General features: G+C 41.6%; 21 protein-coding genes and 1 rRNA gene. 21 read left to right on the forward strand and 1 reads right to left on the reverse strand.

What is annotated here, in order from left to right:
- The first annotated feature begins 49 nt into the window (after window positions 1-49).
- The 20 genes from ACFWMP_RS23190 to ACFWMP_RS23285 all read left to right on the forward strand — a co-directional run bounded on the left by ACFWMP_RS23190 (window position 50) and on the right by ACFWMP_RS23285 (window position 22,493).
- The gene (locus ACFWMP_RS23190; protein WP_379424797.1) at window positions 50-1,492 is read left to right on the forward strand and encodes a DUF2142 domain-containing protein; all 1,443 of its coding nucleotides are present in this window, start codon (window positions 50-52) and stop codon (window positions 1,490-1,492) included.
- Window positions 1,493-1,504: 12 nt separating this feature from the next.
- Window positions 1,505-2,206 (forward strand): glycosyltransferase family 2 protein, encoded by a 702-nt coding sequence (locus tag ACFWMP_RS23195; RefSeq protein WP_379424798.1) that lies wholly within the window; start codon window positions 1,505-1,507, stop codon window positions 2,204-2,206.
- Window positions 2,207-2,217: 11 nt separating this feature from the next.
- Window positions 2,218-2,622, forward strand: coding sequence for a DUF2304 domain-containing protein (locus ACFWMP_RS23200; protein WP_379424799.1), 405 nt, complete (start codon window positions 2,218-2,220; stop codon window positions 2,620-2,622).
- Entirely contained in the window at window positions 2,615-3,565 is a 951-nt protein-coding gene (locus ACFWMP_RS23205; protein WP_379424800.1) for a lysylphosphatidylglycerol synthase transmembrane domain-containing protein, read from the forward strand. Before ACFWMP_RS23200 ends, ACFWMP_RS23205 begins: the two co-directional genes overlap by 8 nt.
- A complete protein-coding gene (locus tag ACFWMP_RS23210) occupies window positions 3,562-4,572 on the forward strand; it encodes a glycosyltransferase family 2 protein (protein WP_379424801.1) in 1,011 nt (336 codons plus the stop codon). The genes ACFWMP_RS23205 and ACFWMP_RS23210 overlap by 4 nt, the downstream gene beginning before the upstream one ends.
- A 16-nt stretch (window positions 4,573-4,588) precedes the next feature.
- Complete coding sequence (locus ACFWMP_RS23215) at window positions 4,589-5,332, forward strand: sugar phosphate nucleotidyltransferase (protein ID WP_379424802.1); 744 nt, start codon at window positions 4,589-4,591, stop codon at window positions 5,330-5,332.
- Window positions 5,333-5,352: 20 nt separating this feature from the next.
- The gene (gene rfbC / locus ACFWMP_RS23220; protein ID WP_379424803.1) at window positions 5,353-5,904 is read left to right on the forward strand and encodes a dTDP-4-dehydrorhamnose 3,5-epimerase; all 552 of its coding nucleotides are present in this window, start codon (window positions 5,353-5,355) and stop codon (window positions 5,902-5,904) included.
- 35 nt (window positions 5,905-5,939) lie between these two features.
- Window positions 5,940-6,962 (forward strand): dTDP-glucose 4,6-dehydratase, encoded by a 1,023-nt coding sequence (gene rfbB / locus ACFWMP_RS23225; RefSeq protein ID WP_379424804.1) that lies wholly within the window; start codon window positions 5,940-5,942, stop codon window positions 6,960-6,962.
- Window positions 6,963-6,970: 8 nt separating this feature from the next.
- Window positions 6,971-7,834: a dTDP-4-dehydrorhamnose reductase gene (gene rfbD, locus ACFWMP_RS23230; RefSeq protein WP_379424822.1), complete on the forward strand. Its 864-nt coding sequence runs from the start codon at window positions 6,971-6,973 to the stop codon at window positions 7,832-7,834.
- 118 nt (window positions 7,835-7,952) lie between these two features.
- A complete protein-coding gene (locus ACFWMP_RS23235; RefSeq protein WP_379424805.1) occupies window positions 7,953-8,975 on the forward strand; it encodes a glycosyltransferase family 2 protein in 1,023 nt (340 codons plus the stop codon).
- Between the two features lie 157 nt (window positions 8,976-9,132).
- The gene (locus ACFWMP_RS23240) at window positions 9,133-10,032 is read left to right on the forward strand and encodes a glycosyltransferase family 2 protein (protein WP_379424823.1); all 900 of its coding nucleotides are present in this window, start codon (window positions 9,133-9,135) and stop codon (window positions 10,030-10,032) included.
- Complete coding sequence (locus ACFWMP_RS23245; protein ID WP_076286915.1) at window positions 10,029-11,435, forward strand: undecaprenyl-phosphate glucose phosphotransferase; 1,407 nt, start codon at window positions 10,029-10,031, stop codon at window positions 11,433-11,435. Before ACFWMP_RS23240 ends, ACFWMP_RS23245 begins: the two co-directional genes overlap by 4 nt.
- A 121-nt stretch (window positions 11,436-11,556) precedes the next feature.
- Entirely contained in the window at window positions 11,557-12,423 is an 867-nt protein-coding gene (locus ACFWMP_RS23250) for a phosphatidylinositol-specific phospholipase C/glycerophosphodiester phosphodiesterase family protein (protein WP_379424806.1), read from the forward strand.
- A gap of 162 nt (window positions 12,424-12,585) precedes the next feature.
- The gene (gene pcrB, locus ACFWMP_RS23255) at window positions 12,586-13,305 is read left to right on the forward strand and encodes a heptaprenylglyceryl phosphate synthase (RefSeq protein ID WP_379424807.1); all 720 of its coding nucleotides are present in this window, start codon (window positions 12,586-12,588) and stop codon (window positions 13,303-13,305) included.
- Window positions 13,306-13,453: 148 nt separating this feature from the next.
- The gene (gene pcrA / locus ACFWMP_RS23260; RefSeq protein WP_076297846.1) at window positions 13,454-15,793 is read left to right on the forward strand and encodes a DNA helicase PcrA; all 2,340 of its coding nucleotides are present in this window, start codon (window positions 13,454-13,456) and stop codon (window positions 15,791-15,793) included.
- A gap of 78 nt (window positions 15,794-15,871) precedes the next feature.
- The gene (ligA, locus tag ACFWMP_RS23265; protein WP_379424808.1) at window positions 15,872-17,884 is read left to right on the forward strand and encodes an NAD-dependent DNA ligase LigA; all 2,013 of its coding nucleotides are present in this window, start codon (window positions 15,872-15,874) and stop codon (window positions 17,882-17,884) included.
- A 201-nt stretch (window positions 17,885-18,085) separates the two neighbouring features.
- Window positions 18,086-18,793 (forward strand): response regulator transcription factor, encoded by a 708-nt coding sequence (locus tag ACFWMP_RS23270; protein WP_339267440.1) that lies wholly within the window; start codon window positions 18,086-18,088, stop codon window positions 18,791-18,793.
- A gap of 19 nt (window positions 18,794-18,812) precedes the next feature.
- Window positions 18,813-19,925, forward strand: a complete 1,113-nt coding sequence (locus ACFWMP_RS23275) for a sensor histidine kinase (RefSeq protein ID WP_379424809.1) — start codon at window positions 18,813-18,815, stop codon at window positions 19,923-19,925.
- A gap of 64 nt (window positions 19,926-19,989) precedes the next feature.
- Window positions 19,990-20,589, forward strand: a complete 600-nt coding sequence (locus tag ACFWMP_RS23280) for a hypothetical protein (protein WP_379424810.1) — start codon at window positions 19,990-19,992, stop codon at window positions 20,587-20,589.
- Window positions 20,586-22,493, forward strand: coding sequence for a transglycosylase domain-containing protein (locus ACFWMP_RS23285; RefSeq protein ID WP_379424811.1), 1,908 nt, complete (start codon window positions 20,586-20,588; stop codon window positions 22,491-22,493). The genes ACFWMP_RS23280 and ACFWMP_RS23285 overlap by 4 nt, the downstream gene beginning before the upstream one ends.
- Before the next feature lie 12 nt (window positions 22,494-22,505).
- Here the strand turns inward: ACFWMP_RS23285 and ACFWMP_RS23290 are convergent, their stop codons facing one another.
- Window positions 22,506-23,762 (reverse strand): MFS transporter, encoded by a 1,257-nt coding sequence (locus tag ACFWMP_RS23290; RefSeq protein WP_052404440.1) that lies wholly within the window; start codon window positions 23,760-23,762, stop codon window positions 22,506-22,508.
- Between the two features lie 412 nt (window positions 23,763-24,174).
- Here ACFWMP_RS23290 and ACFWMP_RS23295 point away from each other — a divergent pair.
- Window positions 24,175-24,236 (forward strand): 16S ribosomal RNA (locus tag ACFWMP_RS23295); the annotation flags it as partial.

Raw genomic sequence — 24,236 nt, forward strand, 5'->3', positions numbered from 1 at the left:
ATTTTTGGTATAACTCTTTAGAATGAGTAGGAAATGGGAGGTTGATTAGTTGGTTACATCCCGGAAGATTGAATATAGTTTTATATCTCTAGGGTTAATTTTTGGTTTGTTATTTGTTTTTTTAATTCCTCCATTGCAAGCGGCAGATGAGGACAGCCATTTTAAGAAGGCCTTTTTAGTAGCGTCCTTTAATTTTTTTCCTGAAAAGAACCCGGAAGGCAGAGTAGGAAATTATATCCCGCAATCAATCCTTGATTTTGAAAACGAGCAGCGACACATTATGGGGAATATAGACGCGAAATATGATTATAAAAACCAGTATATAGACTCTCATGTGCAAGTCAACAAAGGTCAAGACGTTTTTATTGAGTATTCTACTTCAAAAACAAATCCTATTCTTTTTATTCCTCAATCATTGGGTATGTTGCTTTTGAAACTAACGGTCGATAATCCTATTTTAAATTTAAATGACAATATATCGCCTATTAATTATCTATACATAGGTAGGATTTTTAATCTTATTTTTTATCTATTAACTTGTTTCTATGCCATAAAACTGATTCCTTTTATGAAAAATACATTGTTCCTTTTATGCATGATGCCTATGACCCTAAGTTTGTCGGCATCATTAAGTTACGACGGGATTATAATTGGGATTATTTTTTTGTTTATTTCCCTAATGTTAAAAACTTGTTACGATATTAGAATTACAAGTGTTAGTAAGAAACTTTTATATTCTCTTATTGTTTTTTCGGCTGTGATTATTCAATTTAAACAGATATATTTCCCTTTAGTATTTTTATTTCTATTAATACCTATTTCTAAATTTAAGAATAAAAAAGAAAAAAATATTTGGTTTTTATTTATTTTGGGTGCTGGATTTGTATCATATTTATGTTGGAGTATATTATCGAGCCTCATTCTAGGAGCAAGCCAAGCTTCAGATGGAAGCAGCTCACTTGATCAAATTAAGTTTATCCTTGGATCACCTTTCGAGTACATCCATATCCTTATTAGATCTATTATTAATAACCTTGAATTTTATTTTATTAGCTTTGTTGGAAATCTTGGCTGGTTAGATACCAACTTCCCTTATGTTTTCACTATGTTTTATTTTGTTGTCTTGATTATATCTGCTATCATGGATAATTCCGAATCAATTAAGATTCCTTTAAAACACAAGGGTTTTATAGCTTTAGTAAGTTTGTCGATAATTGTTCTAATCGAAACGGCATTATATGTTATCTGGACGTCATTAGTAAGCGGGGTGGGTTCTCCATTTATTACGGGGGTTCAAGGTAGATATTTCATTCCGATATCACTTATTATTTTAATCATTTTTAAAATAAATATATTTGAGAAGTATCCCAAGAAGCATCGACAAGCATCTGATTTTGTTGATTTCATTATTCCAAGAATAGCGACCTTCTCAATGATTTTAACTACAATTATAATATTACTACGCTATTGGATTCCGTTTATTCAAACGTGAGGAGTGTGAGTTGTGAAAGTTTTAGGTATTATTCCATGTTATAACGAAGAGGAAAATATTGAGTCTTTAATAAAAGAACTGTCTCATTACGCAAGCGTTTTGGATATTGTTATTATTAATGATCGATCAACTGATATGACATCAAAAGTTTGTGAGAATATTGAGGCACGTATTATAAACTTGCCATGTAATTTGGGAATAGGTGGAGCAGTTCAAACAGGTTATATTTATGCTAAAAATATGAATTATGATATCGCTATTCAGATTGATGGTGATGGACAACATGATCCTAGTTATATTAAGGATCTTATTGCACCAATATTAGATGGTAAATGTGACTTTGTAATTGGATCGAGGTTTATAAATAAAGAAGGGTTTCAATCATCCATTACAAGGAGGTTAGGGATCTTTTATTTTGCCGGTCTGTTAAAGATGTTAACTAAGCAAAAAGTAACAGATCCAACCTCTGGATTTAGAGCTTGTAATAAAAGAATAATCAATTATTTCGCTGAGAACTATCCTGTTGATTATCCAGAACCAGAATCTATTATGGCTTTGAGTAGGAATGGTTACAGCATATTAGAAGTCCCTGTTAAAATGAGAGAACGAAATGGGGGAGTATCCTCAATTAAAGCTTTAAAATCAGTTTATTACATGATAAAAGTTACACTTGCTATAATCATTGATTTCACCAGAAAACAACAAGTTAATTAAGGGTGTGTCGAATGTTTCCATTAAAGTTACAACTTTTCCTAATCGTATTATCCCTGCTTTTTTTATTATTGCTAATTAATATGATAAAAAAGTTTGAATTACAACTCAAATACGCTCTTTTGTGGATATTTGTTGTATTAATTATGATAATCGTGGCAGTATTTCCACAAATAGCATTCTTATTTACCGACTTTTTTGGTTTTCAAGATCCTTCCAATTTTGTTTTTCTACTGGGGATATTATGCTGTTTAATTATCATATTTAGTATTAGTATTTCAATTTCAACTCTATCATCCAAAATGCGTCAAATGTCTCAAGAAATCGGTTTATTGAAGCATCAATTTAATAACATGGAATCAAAAGAAAAGGATCTAAAAGAGAATTTTAATAAGAGAGAAGAATGGGATATTGAATAAAAAGAAACTCTTATATAGTGCATTGTTTTGTTTGGGTATAATCGGTGTAGTGATGTTTGTGAAATGGGGATTTCAGGATATAAATTATATTTATTTTATTCTCGCTTTTTTCACATATTCAATGGTACTAGTTTTACGCTCTTTAAAAATGAATAGTATAATTAATGTCTATACAAAAATTAAGTTCAAAGAAACGGTATCATTAACGGCATCTAGCCAATTAATGGGCGCTTTTATACCTGGAAGAGCAGGGGAACTTTTAATTTCAGCGTATTTGAAGTTAAAATATACACTGGATATTTCAAAGGTTTTACCTGTTCTATTTTTAGATAAAATAATCGAATTAATATTTGTTTTACTATACTCAATAATCTCTATATTTTTCTTTAATAAACAGTTATTTTCGTTTGTTACAGATAAATTCAAACAGATTAATGGGAAATCTCAAATTTTCATTATACTGGGAGCAATTTTTTTAGCTGTATTGATATTGTTATTATTGAAAAAGTTTTTTTATTTGAAATTTAAAAAGATAATATCCAATATTTTTCAGAGCCTCCTTATTCCTTTTAGAAATCAGAAATTAGGGTTAACTATTATTTCATGTTCTTTGCTTGCTATTATCCTAGAATACACATACCTTTATCTAATATTTCACGCATTCAACGTAGAAATAACTTTATCAAAAGTAATTATTGCACATTCCTTTGGAATGATTATAGGTGTTATAAGCATGATTCCTGGGGGGCAGGGGAGCACTGAAATAACAATGTTAACTGTATTGCATATATTAGGATACACAACAATAGTTGTTATTTCTCCAATTCTTGCGAGTAAGTTTTTGACCTACGCAATATTATTAATATTTGCAATTCCTCTTCTGCCGTATAGTATTTCTGTTTTGAAACAAAGAAAATCTCATCAATTAGAAGGTGGAAAATGAATAGACTTGTATCAATAATTATAGTGAACTATAACGGAGCAGAATTTATAGAGGAATGTATCGAATCAGTTATGCATCAGACTTACAAAGAATGGGAAATAGTAATGCTTGATAATAACTCTAAAGATGACTCAGTTCAATTAATTAAAAAATATCCTTTTGTTAAACTAATAGAATCCAAAGAAAATTTAGGATTTGCAAAAGGAAATAATGAAGCAATAAAGTGTGCAAATGGTGAGTATATCGCTTTATTAAATAATGATGCTAGAGCTGACTCAGATTGGTTGGGGAATTTAGTTACAGTGCTTGAAGAAAATCAAGACCTTGGAAGTTGTGGTTGTAAGATAATTTCACATTATGATCCTGATGTCATGGATTCAGCAGGCCTACTTGTAAATGTTAGTGGTATGTCAAGAGGCAGGGGTAGAAATGAGAACATTTTGAAATATAATCATTCAGAATCTATACTTATACCGAGTGGATGTGCTGCTATTTACAGAAAGAGTGCATTAGATGAAGTAGGATTATTTGATGAGGACTTTTTTTGCTATTGTGAAGATACAGATTTAGGATTTCGTCTACAAATTGCTGGTTGGAAATGCTTTTATGTAAGCGAAGCGATTGTTCATCATAGATACTCTGCATCGGCAGGAAAGTATTCTCTTTTTAAAACTTATTTAGTAGAACGTAATCATTACTGGTTTGTTATAAAAAACTACCCAACATCTCTTTTACTAATGAATCCAATTTATACATTGAGACTTTATCTATATCAATTGGTTAATATGTATAAAGAGAAGGGGGCCACTAACGAGTTGATGAACAATTCTTCAAAAAAGGATCTGTTTCTAACTTTATTCAAAGCGCACAAAGATGTATGGGGTAAATTTTTGGTTATGATGAGAAAGAGATCAGAAATTAATAAATTAAAAAAAGTTGATAATAAACAAATTAAAGAGTGGATAAAGCAGTATAATATATCATTTTCGGATTTATTTAAATCCTGAATCGGAGGTAACACATATGAAAGGCATAATCCTAGCAGGAGGTACAGGCTCGCGCTTATACCCTTTAACAAAGGTCACCAACAAACATCTTCTTCCCGTAGGCAAATACCCAATGATTTTTCATTCCGTTCATAAATTGAAGCAGGCTGATGTAACAGATATTCTGATCGTTACTGGTAAAGAACATATGGGCGATGTAGTTAATCTATTAGGTAGCGGACATGAAATGGGTGTTAGCTTTACTTACAAAGTACAAGATGAGGCAGGCGGAATTGCGCAGGCTTTGGACTTGGCAGAGCAATTCGTCGGGGATGATCAAATGATCGTTATCCTTGGTGATAATGTGTTTGCTGATGATATCGCTCCTTATGTACGTAATTTCCGTGAGCAAAAGACAGGTGCTAAGATATTGATTCAGGAGGTTCCTGATCCTAAGCGTTTTGGTGTGCCAGAATTAGATGGTAATCAGATTCTATCTATTGAAGAGAAGCCCAGTGAGCCCAAGTCTGGTTATGCAGTAACAGGGATCTACATGTTCGATAGTGAAGTGTTTAATATTATCAAAACAATTACACCTTCTGCACGTGGAGAGTTAGAGATTACTGATGTTAATAATGCATATATTAAACGTGGAGAGTTGACCTTTGATGTTCTTCAAGGCTGGTGGACGGATGCAGGTACACATGCCTCATTAGCTAAAGCGCATAACTTGGCTCAAGACCTTCTATTTGGTGAAGAATTCGGAAAACTGAAACTTTAGATGTGAAGGAGTTTTGCAATATGAAAGTCACACCCTTACAACTACAAGGTGCGAGCATTTTAGAACCTGTAGTCCACGGTGACAACCGTGGATTTTTCATGGAAAGCTACAATGAAGAAACCATGCATAAGCTCGGCGTAAACAACAAATTCATCCAAGACAATCAATCCCTCTCTGCAGAGGTTGGTGTCCTGCGTGGTCTACACTACCAGTTGAACCCAAAGGCCCAAACAAAGTTAATTCGTGTCTTAACCGGCGCTATTTATGATGTAATCGTAGATATTCGTCGTAATTCTCCTACATTTGGTCAATGGGTCGGAGTAATACTTAGCGAATATAACAAACGCCAACTGCTTGTACCTAAAGGCTTTGCGCATGGCTTCTGCACGTTGGTCCCTAATACCCAAGTGTTATACAAGGTGGACGAATATTATTCCCCTGAGAATGATCGCGGCATATTATGGAATGATCCAGCGTTAGGTATTGATTGGCCGACTTCTAGTCCGATATTATCGGATAAAGATCAACGTCATCCTGTACTGATGGACGCGGAACTTAACTTCGAATTATAAACATAACATTTCATTGAACAAAAGGTGGGCTATAAATGAAACTGCTAGTTACCGGTGGAGCCGGATTTATCGGCAGCAACTTTGTATTATACATGCTGCAACAACATCCTGATTATCAAATCGTTAACGTAGACGCGTTGACGTATGCAGGTAATTTGGAGAATTTGAAATCAATTGAAAATCATCCGAACCACAAGTTCGTAAAAGCAGACATTACAGATGTACAGGCAATGGATGCTTTGTTTAGCCGAGGTGTTGATGTAGTGGTGAATTTTGCTGCTGAATCGCATGTGGATCGGAGTATTTTGGAGCCTGAAGTGTTTGTAAAGACGAACGTGCTTGGAACACAAGTGCTTTTGGATGCGGCGAAAAAGTACGATGTCACTAAGTTCGTTCAGGTTTCTACGGATGAGGTATACGGATCACTTGGAGCAACCGGGTTGTTTACTGAGGAGACTCCTTTGACTCCGAATAGTCCTTATTCCGCTAGTAAAGCAGGTGGCGACTTGCTTGTACGTGCATACCATGAGACATTCGGACTGCCAGTGAACATTACCCGCTGCTCCAACAATTATGGTCCGTACCAATTCCCGGAAAAACTTATTCCGCTGATGATCTCCCGCGCACTTGCGGATCAAGCGTTGCCTGTATATGGCGATGGGATGAATATCCGTGACTGGTTGTATGTTGAGGATCACTGCAGCGCGATTGATTTAGTTATTCATGAAGGTGTGAATGGAGAAGTTTACAACATAGGTGGCAATAACGAGCGTACGAATGTGCATATTGTAAACACGGTATTGCAGGAACTAGGCAAACCTGATTCACTGATTACTTATGTTCAAGACCGTCCGGGTCATGATCGCCGCTATGGAATTGATCCTACCAAGATTATGAACGAACTGGGATGGAAGCCGAAGCATACGTTTGAAACAGGTATTAAAGAAACCATCCAATGGTATCTCAATAACCGCGAATGGTGGACTCGCATTCAATCTGGGGAATACCAGAAGTACGCTGAATTACAATATGGCGATCGTTTGGGAGAATCTCTATAATGGCTCAACTGAAGGTACTTGTTACAGGCGCGGCCGGACAACTAGGCCAGGACGTAGTTTTACTACTCCAGCATCAAGGTCACCAAGTGATGGGCTGCGACCGTCAAGAGATGGATATCACCGATCTGGATCAGTGTATCCAGGTTATTGGTGAGTTTGGACCGGATGCTGTCATTCATTGTGCTGCGCATACAGCAGTAGATGCGGCAGAAAGTGACATCGATGCAGCTTATTTAATTAATGCAACGGGCAGTCGAAACGTAGCGCTAGCTTCTGAAAAAGCTGGAGCTAAGCTGGTGTACATTAGTACGGATTATGTATTTGATGGTTTGGGAGTACAGCCTTACCATGAGTATGATAATACAGACCCTAAGAGTATATATGGTAAATCGAAACGTGCGGGTGAAGTGTTAGTTCAATCCCTTTCCTCTAAGTATTTCATCGTACGCACATCATGGGTGTATGGTAAATACGGGAATAACTTTGTCAAAACAATGCTAAAGCTTGGTCAAGAAAAGCCAATGCTTCAAGTAGTCGATGACCAAAAGGGTTCGCCTACCTATACAGTTGATTTAGCTCGTTTCTTGCTTGAGCTTATCCAAACTGAGAAGTATGGTGTATACCATGCGTCAAATAGCGACTCATGTACTTGGTTTGAATTTACACAGGCAATTTTTGCAGAGGCTGAGGAAGTTTTAGGTTTGAGATTTACCGCTAAGCTTGAACCGTGTGCTACAGAACAGTTCCCGAGACCTGCACCACGTCCTCGGAATTCGGTGATGGAGCATCTGTCGATACGTACGAATGGATTTGAGGATATTCGACCTTGGCGTGAGGGCCTGAGAGATTTCCTCTTAGAGCTAAAAGAATAAGATAGTAGCAATTGAAACTCCTAAATCGGTTATAACGATACGGGAGTTTTTTGTATTCTTTCGTTATAATAAGAAGGGAGTGTGTAGTTAACAAGAAATTACAAAGTCGAGGATACTCATGAATAACAAAACAGTAAGTGTACATATCGTCACCTATAATAGTGCTGATGACATCATAGATTGTATAGAGGCAGTAATGGCACAGGACTATTTGGTCAAAAAAATTGTCGTAGTGGACAACGCTTCAACTGATGGTTCGGCGGATAAGGTCAGAACGTTCTATCACCAGTTTAACTCGGACTCACCCGCTGCATTCTTGGTGGGGCATGAAGCTATGAACTCCGCAAGGGAGATAAAGCAATATCCAACAATTGACCTTCTGGAGAATGAGCTTAACACAGGCTTCGCCCCAGCCCACAATCAAGCGATTGCCGCTACGGAAACAGATTACGTGCTCGTCCTTAACCCTGACCTTACGCTGGCTCCAGACTATATTTCCAGACTAATCACACAGATGGAGAATAATCCGCAGATTGGCAGCGCCACAGGCAAGCTTTTGCTAAAGGCAGATCATGGGCTGGTAGACAGCACAGGTCTCCTTATGAACAGAGTACGCCGTGCATTTGATCGCGGTGCGGGTGAGCCAGCTGACCAATGGACGCAATCGGGTTCTGTATTCGGTGTATCTGGAGCGGCTGCGATGTATTCCCGACGGATGATCGACGACATAAGTGTTGATGGCGAGTTTTTTGATGCAGACTTTTTTGCCTATAAGGAAGATGTGGATGTGGCTTGGAGGGCGGAGTTATTTGGCTGGCAGGGATATTATGATGCTGAGGCGATCGGGTATCACGAACGTGGCTGGAAAACGTCTGGTCGTAACACTAAGCCGTTGTTCATCCGACGAATATCTTACATTAACCGCTACAAAATGATCTACAAGAATGAACCGACTCGAACTTTGCTGAAAACAATCTTCATTTCTCTCCCCTATGAAATTGCAGCTCATGGTTATATGCTTCTGAGAGAGCCACAGTTAATTACAGCGTGGAAGTCCTTTTTTACTCAGCTCCCTGCGTTAAAAAAGAAGCGGGAGTATATACAAGCCGCGATAAAAGAGAGAAAAAAACACAAAAGCTAAACCGCATCTGGAAAAACCTCCCTGAAACGTCACCTCCTCTCAGGGAGGTTTTATGTTATAATTATTGTCGGTAGATTACTATATTTGTCAGGAGCGTTACGCAGTGAATGTAGATGTAAGCATACTTATTGTTAATTACAACACGTGTCGCCTGACGATGGATTGTCTCAGGTCGGTGTATGACTCAGCAACGAACTATTCCTATGAGATTATTTTAATAGACAACAATTCCAATGATGATTCGGTAGAGAAGATTAGTAGAGAGTTTCCAGGTGTAATGTTGATCGCAAATAACGACAATGTCGGTTTTGCCCGTGCTAATAATCAGGGGATGGAAGCTTCATCCGGACGGTATGTGCTGCTGCTGAATTCAGATACGGTGGTACGTAAGGATACGCTAGAGACGATGATCTCCTTTATGGATAGTCGGCCTGATGTAGGAGCGTCAGGGTGCAAGATTATTTTACCGGATGGCTCGCTGGATAAAGCTTGCAAGCGGGGGTTTCCTACACCGTCTGCTTCGTTCTATTATGCTTTTGGATTTAGTAAGCTATTTCCGGATCGTCCGAGGTTTAACGGTTACCAGTTAGGTTATCTGGACCCTGATCTTGATTACCCGATAGATTGTCTGGTTGGTGCGTTTATGCTGCTGCGGCGGGAGACGATTAACCAGGTGGGTGGATTAGATGAAGAGTTCTTTATGTACGGCGAGGATTTAGATTGGTGTTATCGTATTAAAGAGGCTGGTTGGGAGATTTATTATTATCCGAAGACTGCTATTGTGCATCTTAAAGGCGGTAGCGCCAGACGCAGACCGTTTAAGATCGTCTATGAATTCCACCGGGCAATGATTTTATTTCATCGTAAGCATTATAGTAAGAAGTACAACAGTATGATAAATGGAACAGTATATGCCGGCGTAGGTGTGAAGTTCGCACTTTCGCTTTTGCGGAATGCCTTAACTTCGCCTAAAACAGTCCCATCACCTGCTCAGAGTCTTAACTCCGTTAATGAAACAGGTGCACGTAACGAAAAGAATACTGAGGTGAATTTATGATTCGGCGTAATCAGAAATTTTTGACACAGCTCTATATGGTGGCTGACTTTCTTGTCATCCAGCTGTCCTTCCTTATAGCCTGGTGGCTAAAGTTTAGAAGTGGTTGGATGGAGTACGAAAACCCGTTGCCTGTAGAGTCGTACGCTTACTGGAGTATGATTTATGGCGGAATTGCAGTGTTAGTCGGTATACTGCTGTCGCTGTATTTGCCGAAGCGTAAGAAACGGTTTGTCGATGAATTCATTAAGATTTTCCAAGTGCATATTATGGGCATTTTCATTCTGCTCGGTCTGATGTTTTTCGTGAAAGAAATAAATATCTCCCGAACATATCTAGCTCTTTACATGGGATTGAACATTCTTTCTATTATGCTGTACCGTTATGTACTGAAGAAGATGCTTAAATCTTTTCGCGAAAAAGGCTTCAACCGACAGTTTGTACTTATCATCGGTGCAGGTACGCTAGGCAAAAGATTCTACAATAATCTAGAGCAATACCCTGAGCTTGGATATGAAGCGATTGGCTTCTTGGATGACTATCATACTTGGGATGGAATTGAAGAACAACGATATAAACCGATTCTTGGAACAGTTGACCAGTTGTCTGGAATGCTAGAGATGCTGCCTGTGGATGAGGTTATACTTGCGCTGCCACTTGATGCCCATTCGAAGTATCCTTCAATTATTGCGGCCTGTGAAAAAGCAGGTGTACGCACATTGATTATCCCTGACTTTTTCGACTACTTACCAGCCCGCCCTTACTTTGATAACTTTGCAGGCATGCCAATGATTAATGTTCGTGATATTCCACTAGATATGACGGGTAATAAGATGGCAAAACGATTGTTTGATATTGTGTTCTCTTTGTTCGCAATTATTATGATCTCACCAGTGATGCTAATCGTGGCTCTTGGTGTCCGACTGACCTCTCCGGGACCGATTATATTCCGGCAGGAACGTGTGGGTTTGAACCGTCGTAATTTTATGATGTATAAGTTCCGCTCCATGAAGATGCAGCAGGATGGTGAAGAGGATACAGGCTGGAGTACGCGGGAAGATCCTCGTAGAACAAGATTTGGGACCTTTATCCGTAAGACAAGTCTGGATGAGCTTCCGCAATTTTTTAATGTGTTGCTGGGACATATGAGTGTGGTGGGACCTCGACCAGAACGCCCATATTATGTGGAACAGTTCCGTGATGAAATTCCAAAGTATATGGTAAAACACCATGTACGACCTGGAATCACAGGTTGGGCACAGAGCAATGGACTTCGCGGTGATACTTCCATCGAGGAGCGGATCAAACACGATATTTTCTATATCGAGAACTGGTCTTTACTGTTCGACATTCGAATTATTTTCAAAACGATTCGCAACGGCTTCGTCAACAAAAATGCTTATTGATTCCTGCACTTATTTTGGATTTATTAAACTTTTATACGATCCCCGTTTCTACCTATGGTAGAGCGGGGTATTGTTTATCTATTGTTTTATAATCTAAACTTCGCAAAGGAAACTCTCAACTATGGATAAGAAAAAGATTGTTGCAACCGTGATTGTAATTGGAGCTCTTATTATGTTACTTGTAATCGCTTTTAGTAATGAAGACAAGCAGCCTGCAAGTGGCTTTGAAGCTCACAAGGTCGTAGCACATGCCATGGGTGGCATTAACGGCCATACATACACCAATGCTTTTGAAGCATTTGTTGCTAATTATGCACAGGGAACTCGCGTATTTGAAGTAGACTTATTATTATCGGCTGATGATCAGCTAGTAGGTAGGCATGAGTGGTCAGGCAATATGAGCAAGCTTTTAGGTCAGTTGGATGTTCTCCCTGCTAATAAACAAGGGGTGGTACTAGATTTTAAGGAATTCATGGACAGTCCAATCCTGAATATATACTCCCCGATCGATGTCGAGAAGTTGCTTGATCTGATGCAGCATTATCCAGATGCTTATATCGTGACCGATACGAAAGAAATCAAACCTGAACTTATAAATAAACAATTTACATTGTTGGTAGAAGCGGCGCAGCGCCGGGATCCAGCCATATTAGATCGGATTGTTCCACAAATATATAATCAGTCGATGCTTGATGAGATCAATAAGGTGTATTCTTTTCCAGAAGTGCTTTACACTCTGTACCAATCCAAGGATACGGATGAACAAGTTATTGAGTTTGTTAATAAAACAGGTGTGGATATTACCATGCCAGTTGGCCGAGCCACCAAGAGCTTTGTTAAAAAGCTGAAGAAGGCTGGCGCTCGTGTATATGTTCATACAGTAAATGAAGAAGCTGAAATTAGGGGACTGGCCCGTATGGGCGTGGATGGTTTTTACACTGATTTTGTACCCGAAGAGGATTTGATTAACATCTCAGGTGTACGTTGAAATCTTAGACTACTTATTACCATTAAAAAATACGAAAAAATGTTCGCATTTTTGTTCGCTTTAAATTGACACACCTGCTGTGCTGGAATAGACTAGATCTATATCTTTTGCGGCGGCAGGAGTGTCTTTGTCTTGCCCAAATGACTATTAAGGATGATTCTCATGAAATCAGTGCAGCAAATGATCAAACCTTGGCGGCATGTATTTAAGCTAGACCCTGACCGGATGATTTCAGATGAGGATTTGGAGGCCGTTTGCTTATCTGGCACGGATGCCATACTGATAGGGGGCTCAACAGGAGTAACCTATGAGAATACAGTGGATCTCCTAGCAAGAGTAAAACAGTTTGAGTTACCTTGTGCACTTGAGGTATCCGAACTTGAAGCTGCTGTTCCCGGTTTTGAGCTTTATATGATCCCTATGGTGCTTAATACGCCTGATCCAGCCTGGATTGTAGGCCATCATCGCCGAGCTATTGAACGCTATGGATTTATGATTCCATGGGATTCGCTTCTTACGGAAGGTTATATTGTGCTGAATAGTGCCTCTTCAGTTGCACGGATTACAGGGGCTGAGACGGCCATTGATGCTGAAGAAGCGGCTGCTTATGCTCAGGTTGCGGACAGGCTGATGTCACTGCCGATTGTTTATCTTGAATACAGCGGTAGGTTCGGGGATATGGATACTGTGCGGACAGTACGCGAAATGGTGGATCACGCCCAACTTTTTTATGGTGGGGGCATTACTTGTGAGGCGGAAGCCGAGCAGGCAGCAGCTCTATGTGATACAGTAGTGGTCGGCAATATTATTTATAGTGATGTACAGCAGGCACTGCTAACAGTTGCGGCTGTAAAAAAGACAGTACAAGAGAAATTCGATTAAATTATATTTCACGTTATACATTATCCTTATATTTTTCGCATAAACACTTACCGTCCTTATAAGGACGCCAAAGGCGTTTATGCTTAGTGGTTATTTTTAGGACTACTTATGATTGGTGATTTTATATTTAGAAAGGAGCATGTTACACATGCAACTTATTAGCATACAAGACGCAGTAAGTCGACTGAATCCTCCGCAAAGACAGGCTGTCGAAACTACTGAAGGACCACTTTTGATTATGGCTGGTGCGGGCAGTGGGAAGACGAGAGTGTTGACTCACAGAATCGCCTGGCTGATTGCAAATCGAAAGGCGCCGCCTTGGGCGATTTTGGCGATTACATTTACGAATAAAGCCGCGCGGGAAATGCAGGAACGTGTATCTAAGCTTGTCGGACCTGAGGGAAGAGATATCTGGGTATCCACCTTTCACTCTATGTGTGTTCGGATTTTGCGGAAGGATATCGAGCGGATTGGTTTTACCTCCAACTTTTCCATTCTGGACTCTACAGATCAGTTATCCGTAATACGTAACTGTATGAAGGAACTGAATATTGATACGAAGAAATTCGAACCAAAAGCTGTGCAGGCTATCATTAGCGCATCCAAGAATGAGCTGATCACTCCGGCGCAGTATGAGCAGAAGGTTGGCGATTATTTTGAAGGCTTAGTTGCAAAGGTATATAAGATGTATCAAAGACGTCTAAGAAGCAATAACTCGCTTGATTTTGATGATTTGATTATGAAGACCATCGAACTGTTTAAGGAAGTTCCCGAGGTACTTGATTTCTACCAAAAGAAATTCAAATACATCCACGTGGATGAGTATCAGGATACGAACAGAGCGCAGTATATGTTGTGCCGTATGCTCGCTGATAGCCATCACCGGATTTGTGTGGTAGGGGATAGTGACCAGTCGATTTATCGCTGGCGCGGAGCGGATATTACGAACATTCTTAATTTTGAAGAGGACTATCCAGAAGCGAAGACCATTCTTCTAGAGCAGAACTACCGTTCAACTGCTAATATCTTGAATGCAGCCAATGGTGTGATCGCACTCAATAGTGGACGTAAGCCGAAGAAGCTGTGGACCGATTCCGAGGAAGGCGCCAAGATTAAGGTATACCGGGCGGACTCCGAGCATGATGAAGGTTACTTTGTAACCGGAGAAATCAGCAAAAATGTGAAACAGGGTCAAGCCTACCAGAATCATGCGATACTGTATCGTACGAATGCCCAGTCACGGGTAATCGAGGAAATTCTAATTAAATCTGATATTCCGTATCAAATCGTAGGCGGGATTAAGTTCTATGATCGTAAAGAAATCAAAGATCTGCTCGCTTATTTACGCCTGTTATCTAACCCTGATGATGATATCAGCCTGACGCGTATTATTAATGTACCTAAGCGGGGATTAGGGGATACAACGGTTGGTAAGCTGGCGGCTGCGGCTGGTGAGCGTGGTGTTTCTATTTTCCGCGTACTGCAAACTGTAGATGATTTGGGCTTTGCCGGACGGACGCGGAATATGCTAGTAGAGTTCTACGATATGATTGAAGCTCTGCACCGTATGGTGGAGTTCTTGTCCGTAACAGAACTGACGGAAAAAATACTGGAGATGTCGCAGTACCGTTTGGAGCTGCAAAATGAAAACACTCTCGAATCTCGCTCGCGACTAGAGAATATCGATGAGTTCTTGTCCGTGACGATGGAGTTTGAAAAGAATAACGAGGACAAGTCGCTTGTCTCCTTCCTCACGGATCTTGCACTTATCGCAGATATTGATAGTGTGAATGATGATGAAGAGGACCGTAGTGACGCTGTAGTCCTGATGACGATGCACAGCGCCAAGGGTCTGGAGTTCCCAACAGTATTTATCGTCGGGATGGAAGAAGGCGTGTTCCCGCACAGCCGAGCCTTCCAAGACAACGATGAGCTCGAAGAGGAACGCCGGCTTGCGTATGTAGGGATCACCCGCGCCGAGAAACAATTGTTTCTCTCTTGCGCGCGGATGCGTACGCTCTTTGGGCGGACGACGGCGAATCAGCCGTCCCGCTTCATTGAAGAGATTCCGGAGGAGTTGAAGGAAGATACCGCGAAGACACAGGACCGCTTCCAACGTGGAGGCTCGGAGGTAGGCGGTGCTTATGGCGGACGCGGCTTCAGTGGCGGCAGTCGTGGGAACTTCGGCGGCCGAGGTGGAGCCGCTGGTGCGGCGCCGATTGGCAGCGGAAGTACGGCGTCAGCAGCGACAAGCAAGAGCAGCGTGACCGTAACCTCCGGAGGCGCTCAGCGCGCTACTGGAGCAGGGGCTGCAGCAGCTGGCGAATACAAAGCGGGTGATAAGGTTTCGCATGGCAAATGGGGCACTGGCACCGTTGTAGCTGTGAAGGGCACCGGGAATGATACGGAGCTGCAAATTGCTTTTCCGGCACCAGTGGGTGTAAAACGACTGCTTGCAGGGTTTGCACCGATTACCAGGGTGGAATAATAGTAGGAAACGATTAACGAACGGATATTTAGACCACGCTAACCATTAGGAAACTTATTGACGGAGGGATGTACCTGCATGGATGCTATGCATGTGATGGAAGAGCTTGTTGCGGAGTTAAATAATTATAATTACCACTATTACACGCTGGATGCTCCGCTAGTCAGCGATAAGGAATATGATGTTTTATACGACAAGCTTGTAGCACTGGAGGCTGAGAGTGGCTTCGTACTACCAGATTCACCTACACAACGTGTAGGTGGAGAGCTGCTTAAGGGCTTCACGCCGCATCGGCATCTGGCTCCGCTTTGGAGTCTCGATAAAGCACAGAATATTGAACAGCTGCGGAGCTGGAATACGCGGGTACTTCGCTTAGTGAATGAGTACAATCTTAAGAACCCAGGCAACCCTCTACCTGATCCTTGTTATGCAGTAGAACTGAAGTTTGATGGCTTGACGCTGAATCTAACCTATCGGAATGGTGTTCTCGAACAGGCATCGACGCGTGGTAATGGTGTCATTGGGGAAGGAATACTTGCTCAGGTGAAGACCATTAAGTCTGTTCCATTAACGATTCCTTTTAAAGAAGGAGTCATTGAAGTACAGGGCGAAGGGATTATGAATCTATCTGTGCTCGCTGATTATAATACCCGGGCTGCAGAGCCACTTAAGAATGCGCGTAATGCGGCGGCAGGAGCACTGCGCAATCTAAACCCGAAGACTACTGCAGAACGTCGTTTGAATGCATATTTCTATAATGTAGGTTTTGGCGAAGGTGTAGAGTTCGCCGATCATCAGGAGATGATGGATTTTCTACGGAATAATAAATTCAAAGTTAATCCTTATCTGACTTACTGTAATGATTTCGATGATGTGACTGAGCAGCTTGCTGGAATCGAGGAGAGTCGTTCAAATCTTGATTACCTCATTGATGGAGCGGTGATCAAGGTAACGGATTTCCGTATTCGTGAAGTTCTTGGTTACACAGACAAGTTCCCTCGCTGGGCAGTGGCTTATAAATTTGAAGCTGAAGAAACAACGACCGTGCTTGAGTCTGTTAGCTGGAATGTAGGACGTACAGGTAAAGTGACTCCTTTAGCTCGTGTTGAAGCCGTAGAGCTTGCTGGAGTTACCGTACAGAATTGCACATTAAATAATGTGGGCGATATTGAGCGCAAAAACTTGAAATTCGCCTTAGGTTCACGAGTGTTTATTCGGCGTTCTAATGATGTAATCCCGGAAATTCTCGGCAAGGTAACAGAAGAGAATGACGGAGGAGAAATTATTTTCCCTGAGGATTGCCCGGCTTGTGGATTTCCGCTAGAAATGCGCGGTGCGCATCTTTTCTGTAATAATAAGCTGAACTGTAGACCGCAAATTATTAGTCGGATCACCCATTTCGCTTCACGAGATGCGATGGATATTGAGACGTTTAGTGAGAAGACGGCAGGTCAGCTCTACGACGAGCTTAATGTTCATGATTCTGCGGATCTGTATGAATTGTCCTTTGAGCAGCTTGTACAGCTGAACCGTTTCGGGGAGAAAAAAGCACAGAATTTGCTGCAAGCGTTAGAGGATAGCAAAGGTCGCGATCTCGCCTCATTCCTCTTTGCGTTAGGAATCCCTAACACAGGTAAAGCAACAACTAAGATGCTGGCTGATCATTTCCGCGATCTGGATGCTGTGATGCAAGCTAAAGCGGAAGAACTTGCCGAGTTGCCAGACATTGGCGGGATTGTCGCCGAGAGTATTGTTAACTTCTTCGCAGATCCTGTAGTCATGGCGAATGTTGCTCGGTTGCGGGCGCTTGGGGTTGAAGCAAAAGCTCCTGAGGCCGCACGCCCTGTTAGCACGGATTCCTTCTTTAGCGGAAAAACGGTAGTGCTGACTGGTTCATTACAAAAGCTTACACGTGACGAAGCCGCCGAACGTCTGGAAGCACTCGGAGCGAAGGTGTCTGGAAGTGTATCTAAGAAGACGGATTTGGTTATTGCCGGCGAGAAGGCAGGTAGTAAACTGGCCAAAGCACAACAGCTGGGCATTCAGGTCATTGAGGATGAGGATGAGCTGATTCGACTGCTGGAGATGTAAGCATAATTTTACTAAATTCTAAAAGGGTACCAGTTCCATTTCGTTTAAGTACGAGTGGAGTGGTACCCTTTTTTTGCGTAACCTATTTATTGTCGTTCGATTTTAAGTACATGTATCTATTTTCGAGGAAAAACGTTCGATGGATCTGCTAATATAGAAGCTAAAGATAATTATTACTATATTTGAAAGGAAACCCCTCCTGTGAAGAGAGAAACGATTTTGTTAGTAGATGATGAGAAGGAAATTGTAGAGCTGTTATCGATATACCTCTGTAATGAGGGCTATCGCCTGCTTAAAGCTTATGATGGGATGGAGGCACTGGCGTGTCTGCAGAAGGAAGAAGTGGATCTAATCATTCTTGATGTCATGATGCCTAAGATGGATGGATTAGCTGCATGTATGAAGATCCGTGAAGATCGGAAGATGCCGATTATTATCCTTTCAGCCAAAAATACGGATATGGACAAAATCTCAGGACTTAGCATAGGAGCGGACGACTACGTGGGCAAGCCGTTTAATCCTTTGGAGATTGTGGCACGAGTTAAGTCACAACTGCGTCGTTATCACGCTTTCAATAAAGATAGTAGTAGCCTAGGGAGTGACAGCAAACTTAGCTTTGAAGATTTAACTATAGATACGTCTAAGCATGAGGTACATATAGACCAGCAGAAGATTAAGCTGACCCCGCGGGAATTTTCTATTTTAGAGCTTTTGGCAAGGCACCAAGGTCAAGTGCTCAGCTTAGAGCAGATATACGATAAGGTGTGGAACGAACCATTTTTAGATGGGGGTAATACTGTTATGGTACATATTCGTAACCTCCGCGACAAAATCGAAGTGGATTCGAAGCGCCCCCGTTATATCCAAACCGTCTGGGGAGTTGGCTATAAATTAGATGGACCTTCCTGAAAGGATTAGGTGAGGCTTCTTGAATTCAAAATATATAACTACGATTCGTTGGAAGTTTATATACGCCTTTTTGCTTAGTGTGCTTTCCGGTGGATTACTGCTGTTTGCAGGTTACCAGCTCGTTAATTTCATGATCTATCTGAATCCAGTGTCAGAGTCGGCTCCCTATTCACGTATCTTACGCTGGATCATTAATCATATTGGCTCTATGCCACTGCTGACCGCAGCTGGTATTATCAGCTTTTTACTGTTCTTTTTTATCTATACTCGTAAAGTAGTACTGTATCTGGAGGAGATCACCAAAGGAATTCGGGAAATCACAAGCTCCGGGATGTCGCACCGAATTGAAGTCAGAACCACGGACGAGCTGGGAGTGCTGGCTGAGAATATTAATGAAATGGCTGAACGTTTGCAGCACTCTGTGGAAGAGGAACGTAAAGCTGTGAATGCAAAAAATGACTTGATCACGGGTGTCTCCCACGATTTACGAACCCCCCTTACCTCTGTCCTCGGTTTTCTGGAATATATCGAGCAAGATCGATGCCAGGAAGAAGTAGAAATACGATATTACGTGAGCATAGCCTACAACAAATCCCTTGTGCTGCGTAAACTGATCGACGATCTTTTTGAATATACACGCGTAAATAGTGGGGAATACCCTCTGGTTATGGAGCGATTAGATTTAAAAGCATTTATACGGCAGCTAGCGGAAGAGTCAGTTCCCGAACTAACAAAGGCTGAAATGACCTATGAGATCGATGACCAAGCTGATGAGTTGTGGATAGAGGCTTCCCCTAAAGAATTAGTTCGTGCTTATGAAAATTTGATTACGAACGCGATCCGTTACGGTAGAAGCGGCGGGAAAGTGGAGATTGGTTTCAGTAAAAGGGGAAATGAAGCGGTTATCCGCATTAGCAATTTTGGAGAGATGATCGCAGAGAGTGATATTCCGTTTATTTTTGAACGATTCTATCGAGCAGAGAAGTCTCGTTCACAGCATACAGGCGGTTCAGGCCTAGGTCTTGCCATTTCCAAAAGTATCATCGAACGCCACAATGGCGTTATTTATGTAGAAAGCTCCCCGCTTCGGACGGATTTTATCACCTATTTCCCATTCTTCATAGAATCTTAAGAAAACTCTTGGCGGGTTCTTAAGATTTGGAAGATATCCTTGTGAGCACAAGGAGGGGATGACTATGCACAAACTTCGGACGGTTCGCATCCATTATCTTTATATTTTTATAGGGAGTGCTCTTTTGAGTGCTGCCTTTCTTTTTGCTGTCCAGCGGGCTGTTGCTTTGCTGTATTCTCATTATTCGGGGAAATCAGGCGTCTTTTTTGTTCGTCTTATCCATTGGATCATTAATCATGTTGGAACAATCCCTAGCGTCATAATTCTATTTGTTCTATTCTTCAGTGGGTTGTTTATTCTCCGTTCACAGAAAATTGCCGATGATTTACACACGGTATTGATTGGAACCTTAGAGTTGGCAGACAAGGGAGTAACAAAAGAAATCAAGGTCCTCTCTGGAGGAGAATTAGGCCAAATCGCCGCTAACCTGAATCGCATGCAAAGAATTGAAGTTCCGAATAGAGGCGTAGCAACAGAAACGATGCAGGACACACCAGCTGTAGCTTTATTGATAAGAACTCGGGCAATTCTCCGTGCTCTCCGTGAGGTAGAGGAGGCTGACAACACGGATGATGGGATGGAAGCCCAAGCACTTCTTGAAGCAGCGAGTGTTGAAGCCCGTAGTATGGAGCGGTTCTTAGAGAACCTGATTATAGAATCATGAATGCCGTTACCGAAAAAAAACAAAGTGTAGCCCATTCAGGCAAGGATGGCAGATGGATCGTGCGTACCCGGATACTCCGTCTGGGGTATTTATTATTTGATGGGAGTATCATTGGAATAATAATAGCGCTCGTGGGTTTGCTTTACGTATTTCAATACGGCGGGCAAGTGGTTAAACAGCAAGAGGATAAACTTCAGCTGCCGGAATCGAGCATCATTAAGACCTCGGATGGGACGACATTACGAATGATCCCTTTACCGGGCTCGGGGTATAGACATTCAGCGGAGCTGGAGGAAATGCCTGCATTATTGATAAATACTTTTTTAGCGGTGGAGGACCGGCGCTTTTATAGGCATCAGGGATTAGATTATAAAGGAATTTCTCGCGCTTTTCTAAATAATATTGTGGATATGGATCTCTCCGAGGGCGGGAGTAGTATTACTCAGCAGCTAGCTCGCAATCTTTATTTGAATAGGAACAAGAATGTCATACGTAAGCTAAACGAAGCATCCATTGCTCTTGCATTGGAGAGGCAGTTATCAAAACGAGAGATTCTAGGGCTTTACCTTAATCAGATTTATATGGGGCGTGGACAATATGGAGTAAAGGCAGCTGCGGAGCGTTACTTCGGCGTATCCGATTTGAAAAAACTAGAAATATGGCAAATCGCCACCTTGGCGGGAATCCCTAAAGGACCGTCTATTTATAATCCGGTAGACAATAGTACATTATCCAAAACAAGAAGGAATCTCGTTCTACAGATTATGTTAGATCAAGGACTGATTACTAAAGAACAAATGCTTGAGGCCAGAGATAAAAAGTATCAACCTCCCGCTGCGAACAAAGTAGAAGTCATTGGTGTGCATTATGTGGACGCTACGCTTAAGGAAGCGGCTCAGATCACTGGGAAGTCTGTGGAGGAGCTTCGAACGGGTGGCTACACTATCGTTACAGGGTTGAACATTAAAGCACAGCAGGCGCTAGAGCAGGCTTTTCTAAAGGGTTCTTCTTTCCCGCCTGACGGAAAAGATCAGCAGGTGGAAGCAGCTATGACCATAATGGATCATCGTACAGGTGAAGTTGTGGCACTGATTGGTGGGCGTGAACAAAATGAGGGGAGCTTGAACAGAGCTACAATTGATGCGCGGCAGCCAGGCTCCAGCTTCAAGCCGATCATTGATTATGGACCCGCGCTAGAGAGCGGGAAGTATAGCCCGAATAGCATACTTTCTGATCGCAAATACGCTTATGGCAATTATGTACCTGAGAATTTGAACGGTGTGTATCAAGGTCAAATCACAATGAGTAGAGCGCTGCAAAAATCCGTAAATGCGCCAGCTGTTTGGCTTTTGAAGCAGGTTGGAATCTTTTCTGCACGGCAATTCGCAGCCAAATTAGGAATTGTACTGACAGAGGAGGATAACCATTTATCAATAGCTTTAGGAGGGCTTCATAATGGGGTATCGCCACTTAAAATGACACAAGCCTATGGTGTCTTTGCTAATGGAGGTAAATTCAATGAGGCTCATATGGTACGCACGATAATGGATTCAAAAGGGAAGGTTGTGTATTCACATCTCTCCGAATCACGGCAGGTAATATCGCAGCGAACCGCAGAGGCAATGACGATGATGTTACGTAATGTTGTCAATGAAGGAACGGGCAAAAAAGCGCAAATGAACAGACCTGTAGCGGGGAAAACCGGAACAACCCAATTGGATCTGCCAGGCGTGAGCAAGAAAGCTAATCGGGATTTGTGGTTTGTTGGTTATACTTCGGAATGGACAGCTGCAGTGTGGATGGGGTTTGATCGTACAAATAAGGATAATTATATGACAGAGGGCAGCGGGAAGGCTGCCGCTCTATTTTCTACAGTTATGAGTAAGGCGTTAAGTGGTTACTGATGTTACTGATGTTTATTGAGCGGCCCATTCTTCTAGTTTCTCGTCTCTAGGAAGCAGGAGAGCAAGGAAACCCAAAAGAGGTAGGAATCCACAAGCTATAAACACTTTTGAAATTCCAATGCTGTCAATCAGATTGCCGAGTACCAAGGAGCCAATTCCTCCGAGCCCAAAAGCAAGACCAGTGATTAACCCTGAAACTGTTCCGATATTGCCTGGATAAAGCATCTGAGCATAGATTACAGTAACAGAGAAGCTGGACAAAAGGATGAAGCCGCCAATCAGTAAGAGTATAGCTGCCCACATTTGGTTCACGAAGGGTAGAGCCAGTGCGAAGGGCACTGTTCCGACCATAGAGAGAAGAATGAGATTACGCCGTCCGAAGCGGTCTGCCAGTGGGCCTCCAAAGAATGTACCGACAGCTCCAGCTGCCAGATACATAAAAATATAGATTTGGGCCTTATCAAGCGTCATTTGATATTTGTCCATTAAATAGAAAGCGTAGTAACTGCCGATAGAAGCGCCGTACCAAGATCTTACAAAGACTAGGAACACGAGGATGATTGTTGCCGTTCGAATACTTTTGCGGCGGGTAGGATCGATTGCGCGAGCTGTTGATTTCTTATGAAACGTATATCCCGCATCTAGCATCTCTCGATACCAGCGAGCGACATAGGTCTGTACGGCAATTCCGGCAGCCGCAACGATAGTGAAGCCAAGAGCCCCGATCTGCCCAAAGGGAATGAATATCCATTTCGTGAGCATTGGTCCTAAAGATTGTCCAGCGTTACCGCCGACTTGAAAAATAGATTGCGAAAGACCTTTCCGTTGACCGGCAGCCATATGAGCAACACGCATGCCTTCCGGATGAAAGGTAGCAGATCCGAAGCCAATTAGCATGACGGAAAACAATACAAGAATATAGTTGTTGGCATAAGCCAATAAAAGTACGCCTAGAAATGTGCTGCACATACCCAGTGGTAACAATATAGGACGTGGCTTACGATCAGCCGCATACCCAATGACTGGTTGGATAACGGAGGACGTCATGTTTAAGGCAAAGGAGATCCACCCGATCTGAGCGAAGGAGAGCATTAAGTTATCTTTGAGAATAGGAAAGATTGCAGGGATGACTGCCTGAATAGAATCGTTAAATAAATGAACAAAGCTGACAGCCAGCAAAATCTTATAGATTGTTGCTTGCTGCAGATTACGGAGCTCCTTGTCCTTGGTGTTTGTTTGGGCCGCAGCACTAGATGGATTGTTTTTCATTTAGACTCCTCTCGTACGTATTATTAGAAGTTAATATATGGGATTACGATAAATTCTATTTAGCCATAAATTAAGGATTATTGGAATCAATTTGTGTTGGTTTGTGCTAGTTTGAAAGTATTTATTCGTAGATTATTTTTATTTCAAAAAAAGCTTGCAAACATAAGAACAGCATGGTATATTATCTCTTGTGCTTATGACGCATCGAACAAATGAAACACAAACGATGAAAAAATAAGTTGACAAGAAATACGACAACATGATATACTCTAATTCCTGTGCAAGAGACAGTTGATGTCGAAATGCCGGGAGCAAGTTCTTTGAAAACTGAACAAATGGAACGCGTTAATTTTTAAAAGATTCATTTAATGAATCGTCAGTTTCAAAATGAGCATATCGCTCTTTTCAATACTAATTGGAGAGTTTGATCCTGGCTCAGGACGAACGCTGGCGGCGTGCCTAATACATGCAAGT

This window comes from Paenibacillus sp. NPDC058367, from assembly GCF_042723305.1.
In the GTDB taxonomy this organism is placed as follows: Bacteria; Bacillota; Bacilli; order Paenibacillales; family Paenibacillaceae; genus Paenibacillus_AQ.

Excerpts from the sequence above, each read along its gene's own strand:
- ACFWMP_RS23285 (WP_379424811.1), top strand. The coding sequence starts at position 20,586 with ATGAATGCCGTTACCGAAAAAAAACAAAGTGTAGCCCATTCAGGCAAG.
- ligA (WP_379424808.1), top strand. The coding sequence starts at position 15,872 with ATGGATGCTATGCATGTGATGGAAGAGCTTGTTGCGGAGTTAAATAAT.
- rfbB (WP_379424804.1), top strand. The coding sequence starts at position 5,940 with ATGAAACTGCTAGTTACCGGTGGAGCCGGATTTATCGGCAGCAACTTT.
- ACFWMP_RS23200 (WP_379424799.1), top strand. The coding sequence starts at position 2,218 with ATGTTTCCATTAAAGTTACAACTTTTCCTAATCGTATTATCCCTGCTT.
- pcrA (WP_076297846.1), top strand. The coding sequence starts at position 13,454 with ATGCAACTTATTAGCATACAAGACGCAGTAAGTCGACTGAATCCTCCG.
- rfbC (WP_379424803.1), top strand. The coding sequence starts at position 5,353 with ATGAAAGTCACACCCTTACAACTACAAGGTGCGAGCATTTTAGAACCT.
- ACFWMP_RS23250 (WP_379424806.1), top strand. The coding sequence starts at position 11,557 with ATGGATAAGAAAAAGATTGTTGCAACCGTGATTGTAATTGGAGCTCTT.
- ACFWMP_RS23235 (WP_379424805.1), top strand. The coding sequence starts at position 7,953 with ATGAATAACAAAACAGTAAGTGTACATATCGTCACCTATAATAGTGCT.
- pcrB (WP_379424807.1), top strand. The coding sequence starts at position 12,586 with ATGAAATCAGTGCAGCAAATGATCAAACCTTGGCGGCATGTATTTAAG.
- ACFWMP_RS23280 (WP_379424810.1), top strand. The coding sequence starts at position 19,990 with ATGCACAAACTTCGGACGGTTCGCATCCATTATCTTTATATTTTTATA.
- ACFWMP_RS23215 (WP_379424802.1), top strand. The coding sequence starts at position 4,589 with ATGAAAGGCATAATCCTAGCAGGAGGTACAGGCTCGCGCTTATACCCT.
- ACFWMP_RS23245 (WP_076286915.1), top strand. The coding sequence starts at position 10,029 with ATGATTCGGCGTAATCAGAAATTTTTGACACAGCTCTATATGGTGGCT.
- ACFWMP_RS23210 (WP_379424801.1), top strand. The coding sequence starts at position 3,562 with ATGAATAGACTTGTATCAATAATTATAGTGAACTATAACGGAGCAGAA.
- ACFWMP_RS23290 (WP_052404440.1), bottom strand. The coding sequence starts at position 23,762 with ATGAAAAACAATCCATCTAGTGCTGCGGCCCAAACAAACACCAAGGAC.
- ACFWMP_RS23240 (WP_379424823.1), top strand. The coding sequence starts at position 9,133 with ATGGATTGTCTCAGGTCGGTGTATGACTCAGCAACGAACTATTCCTAT.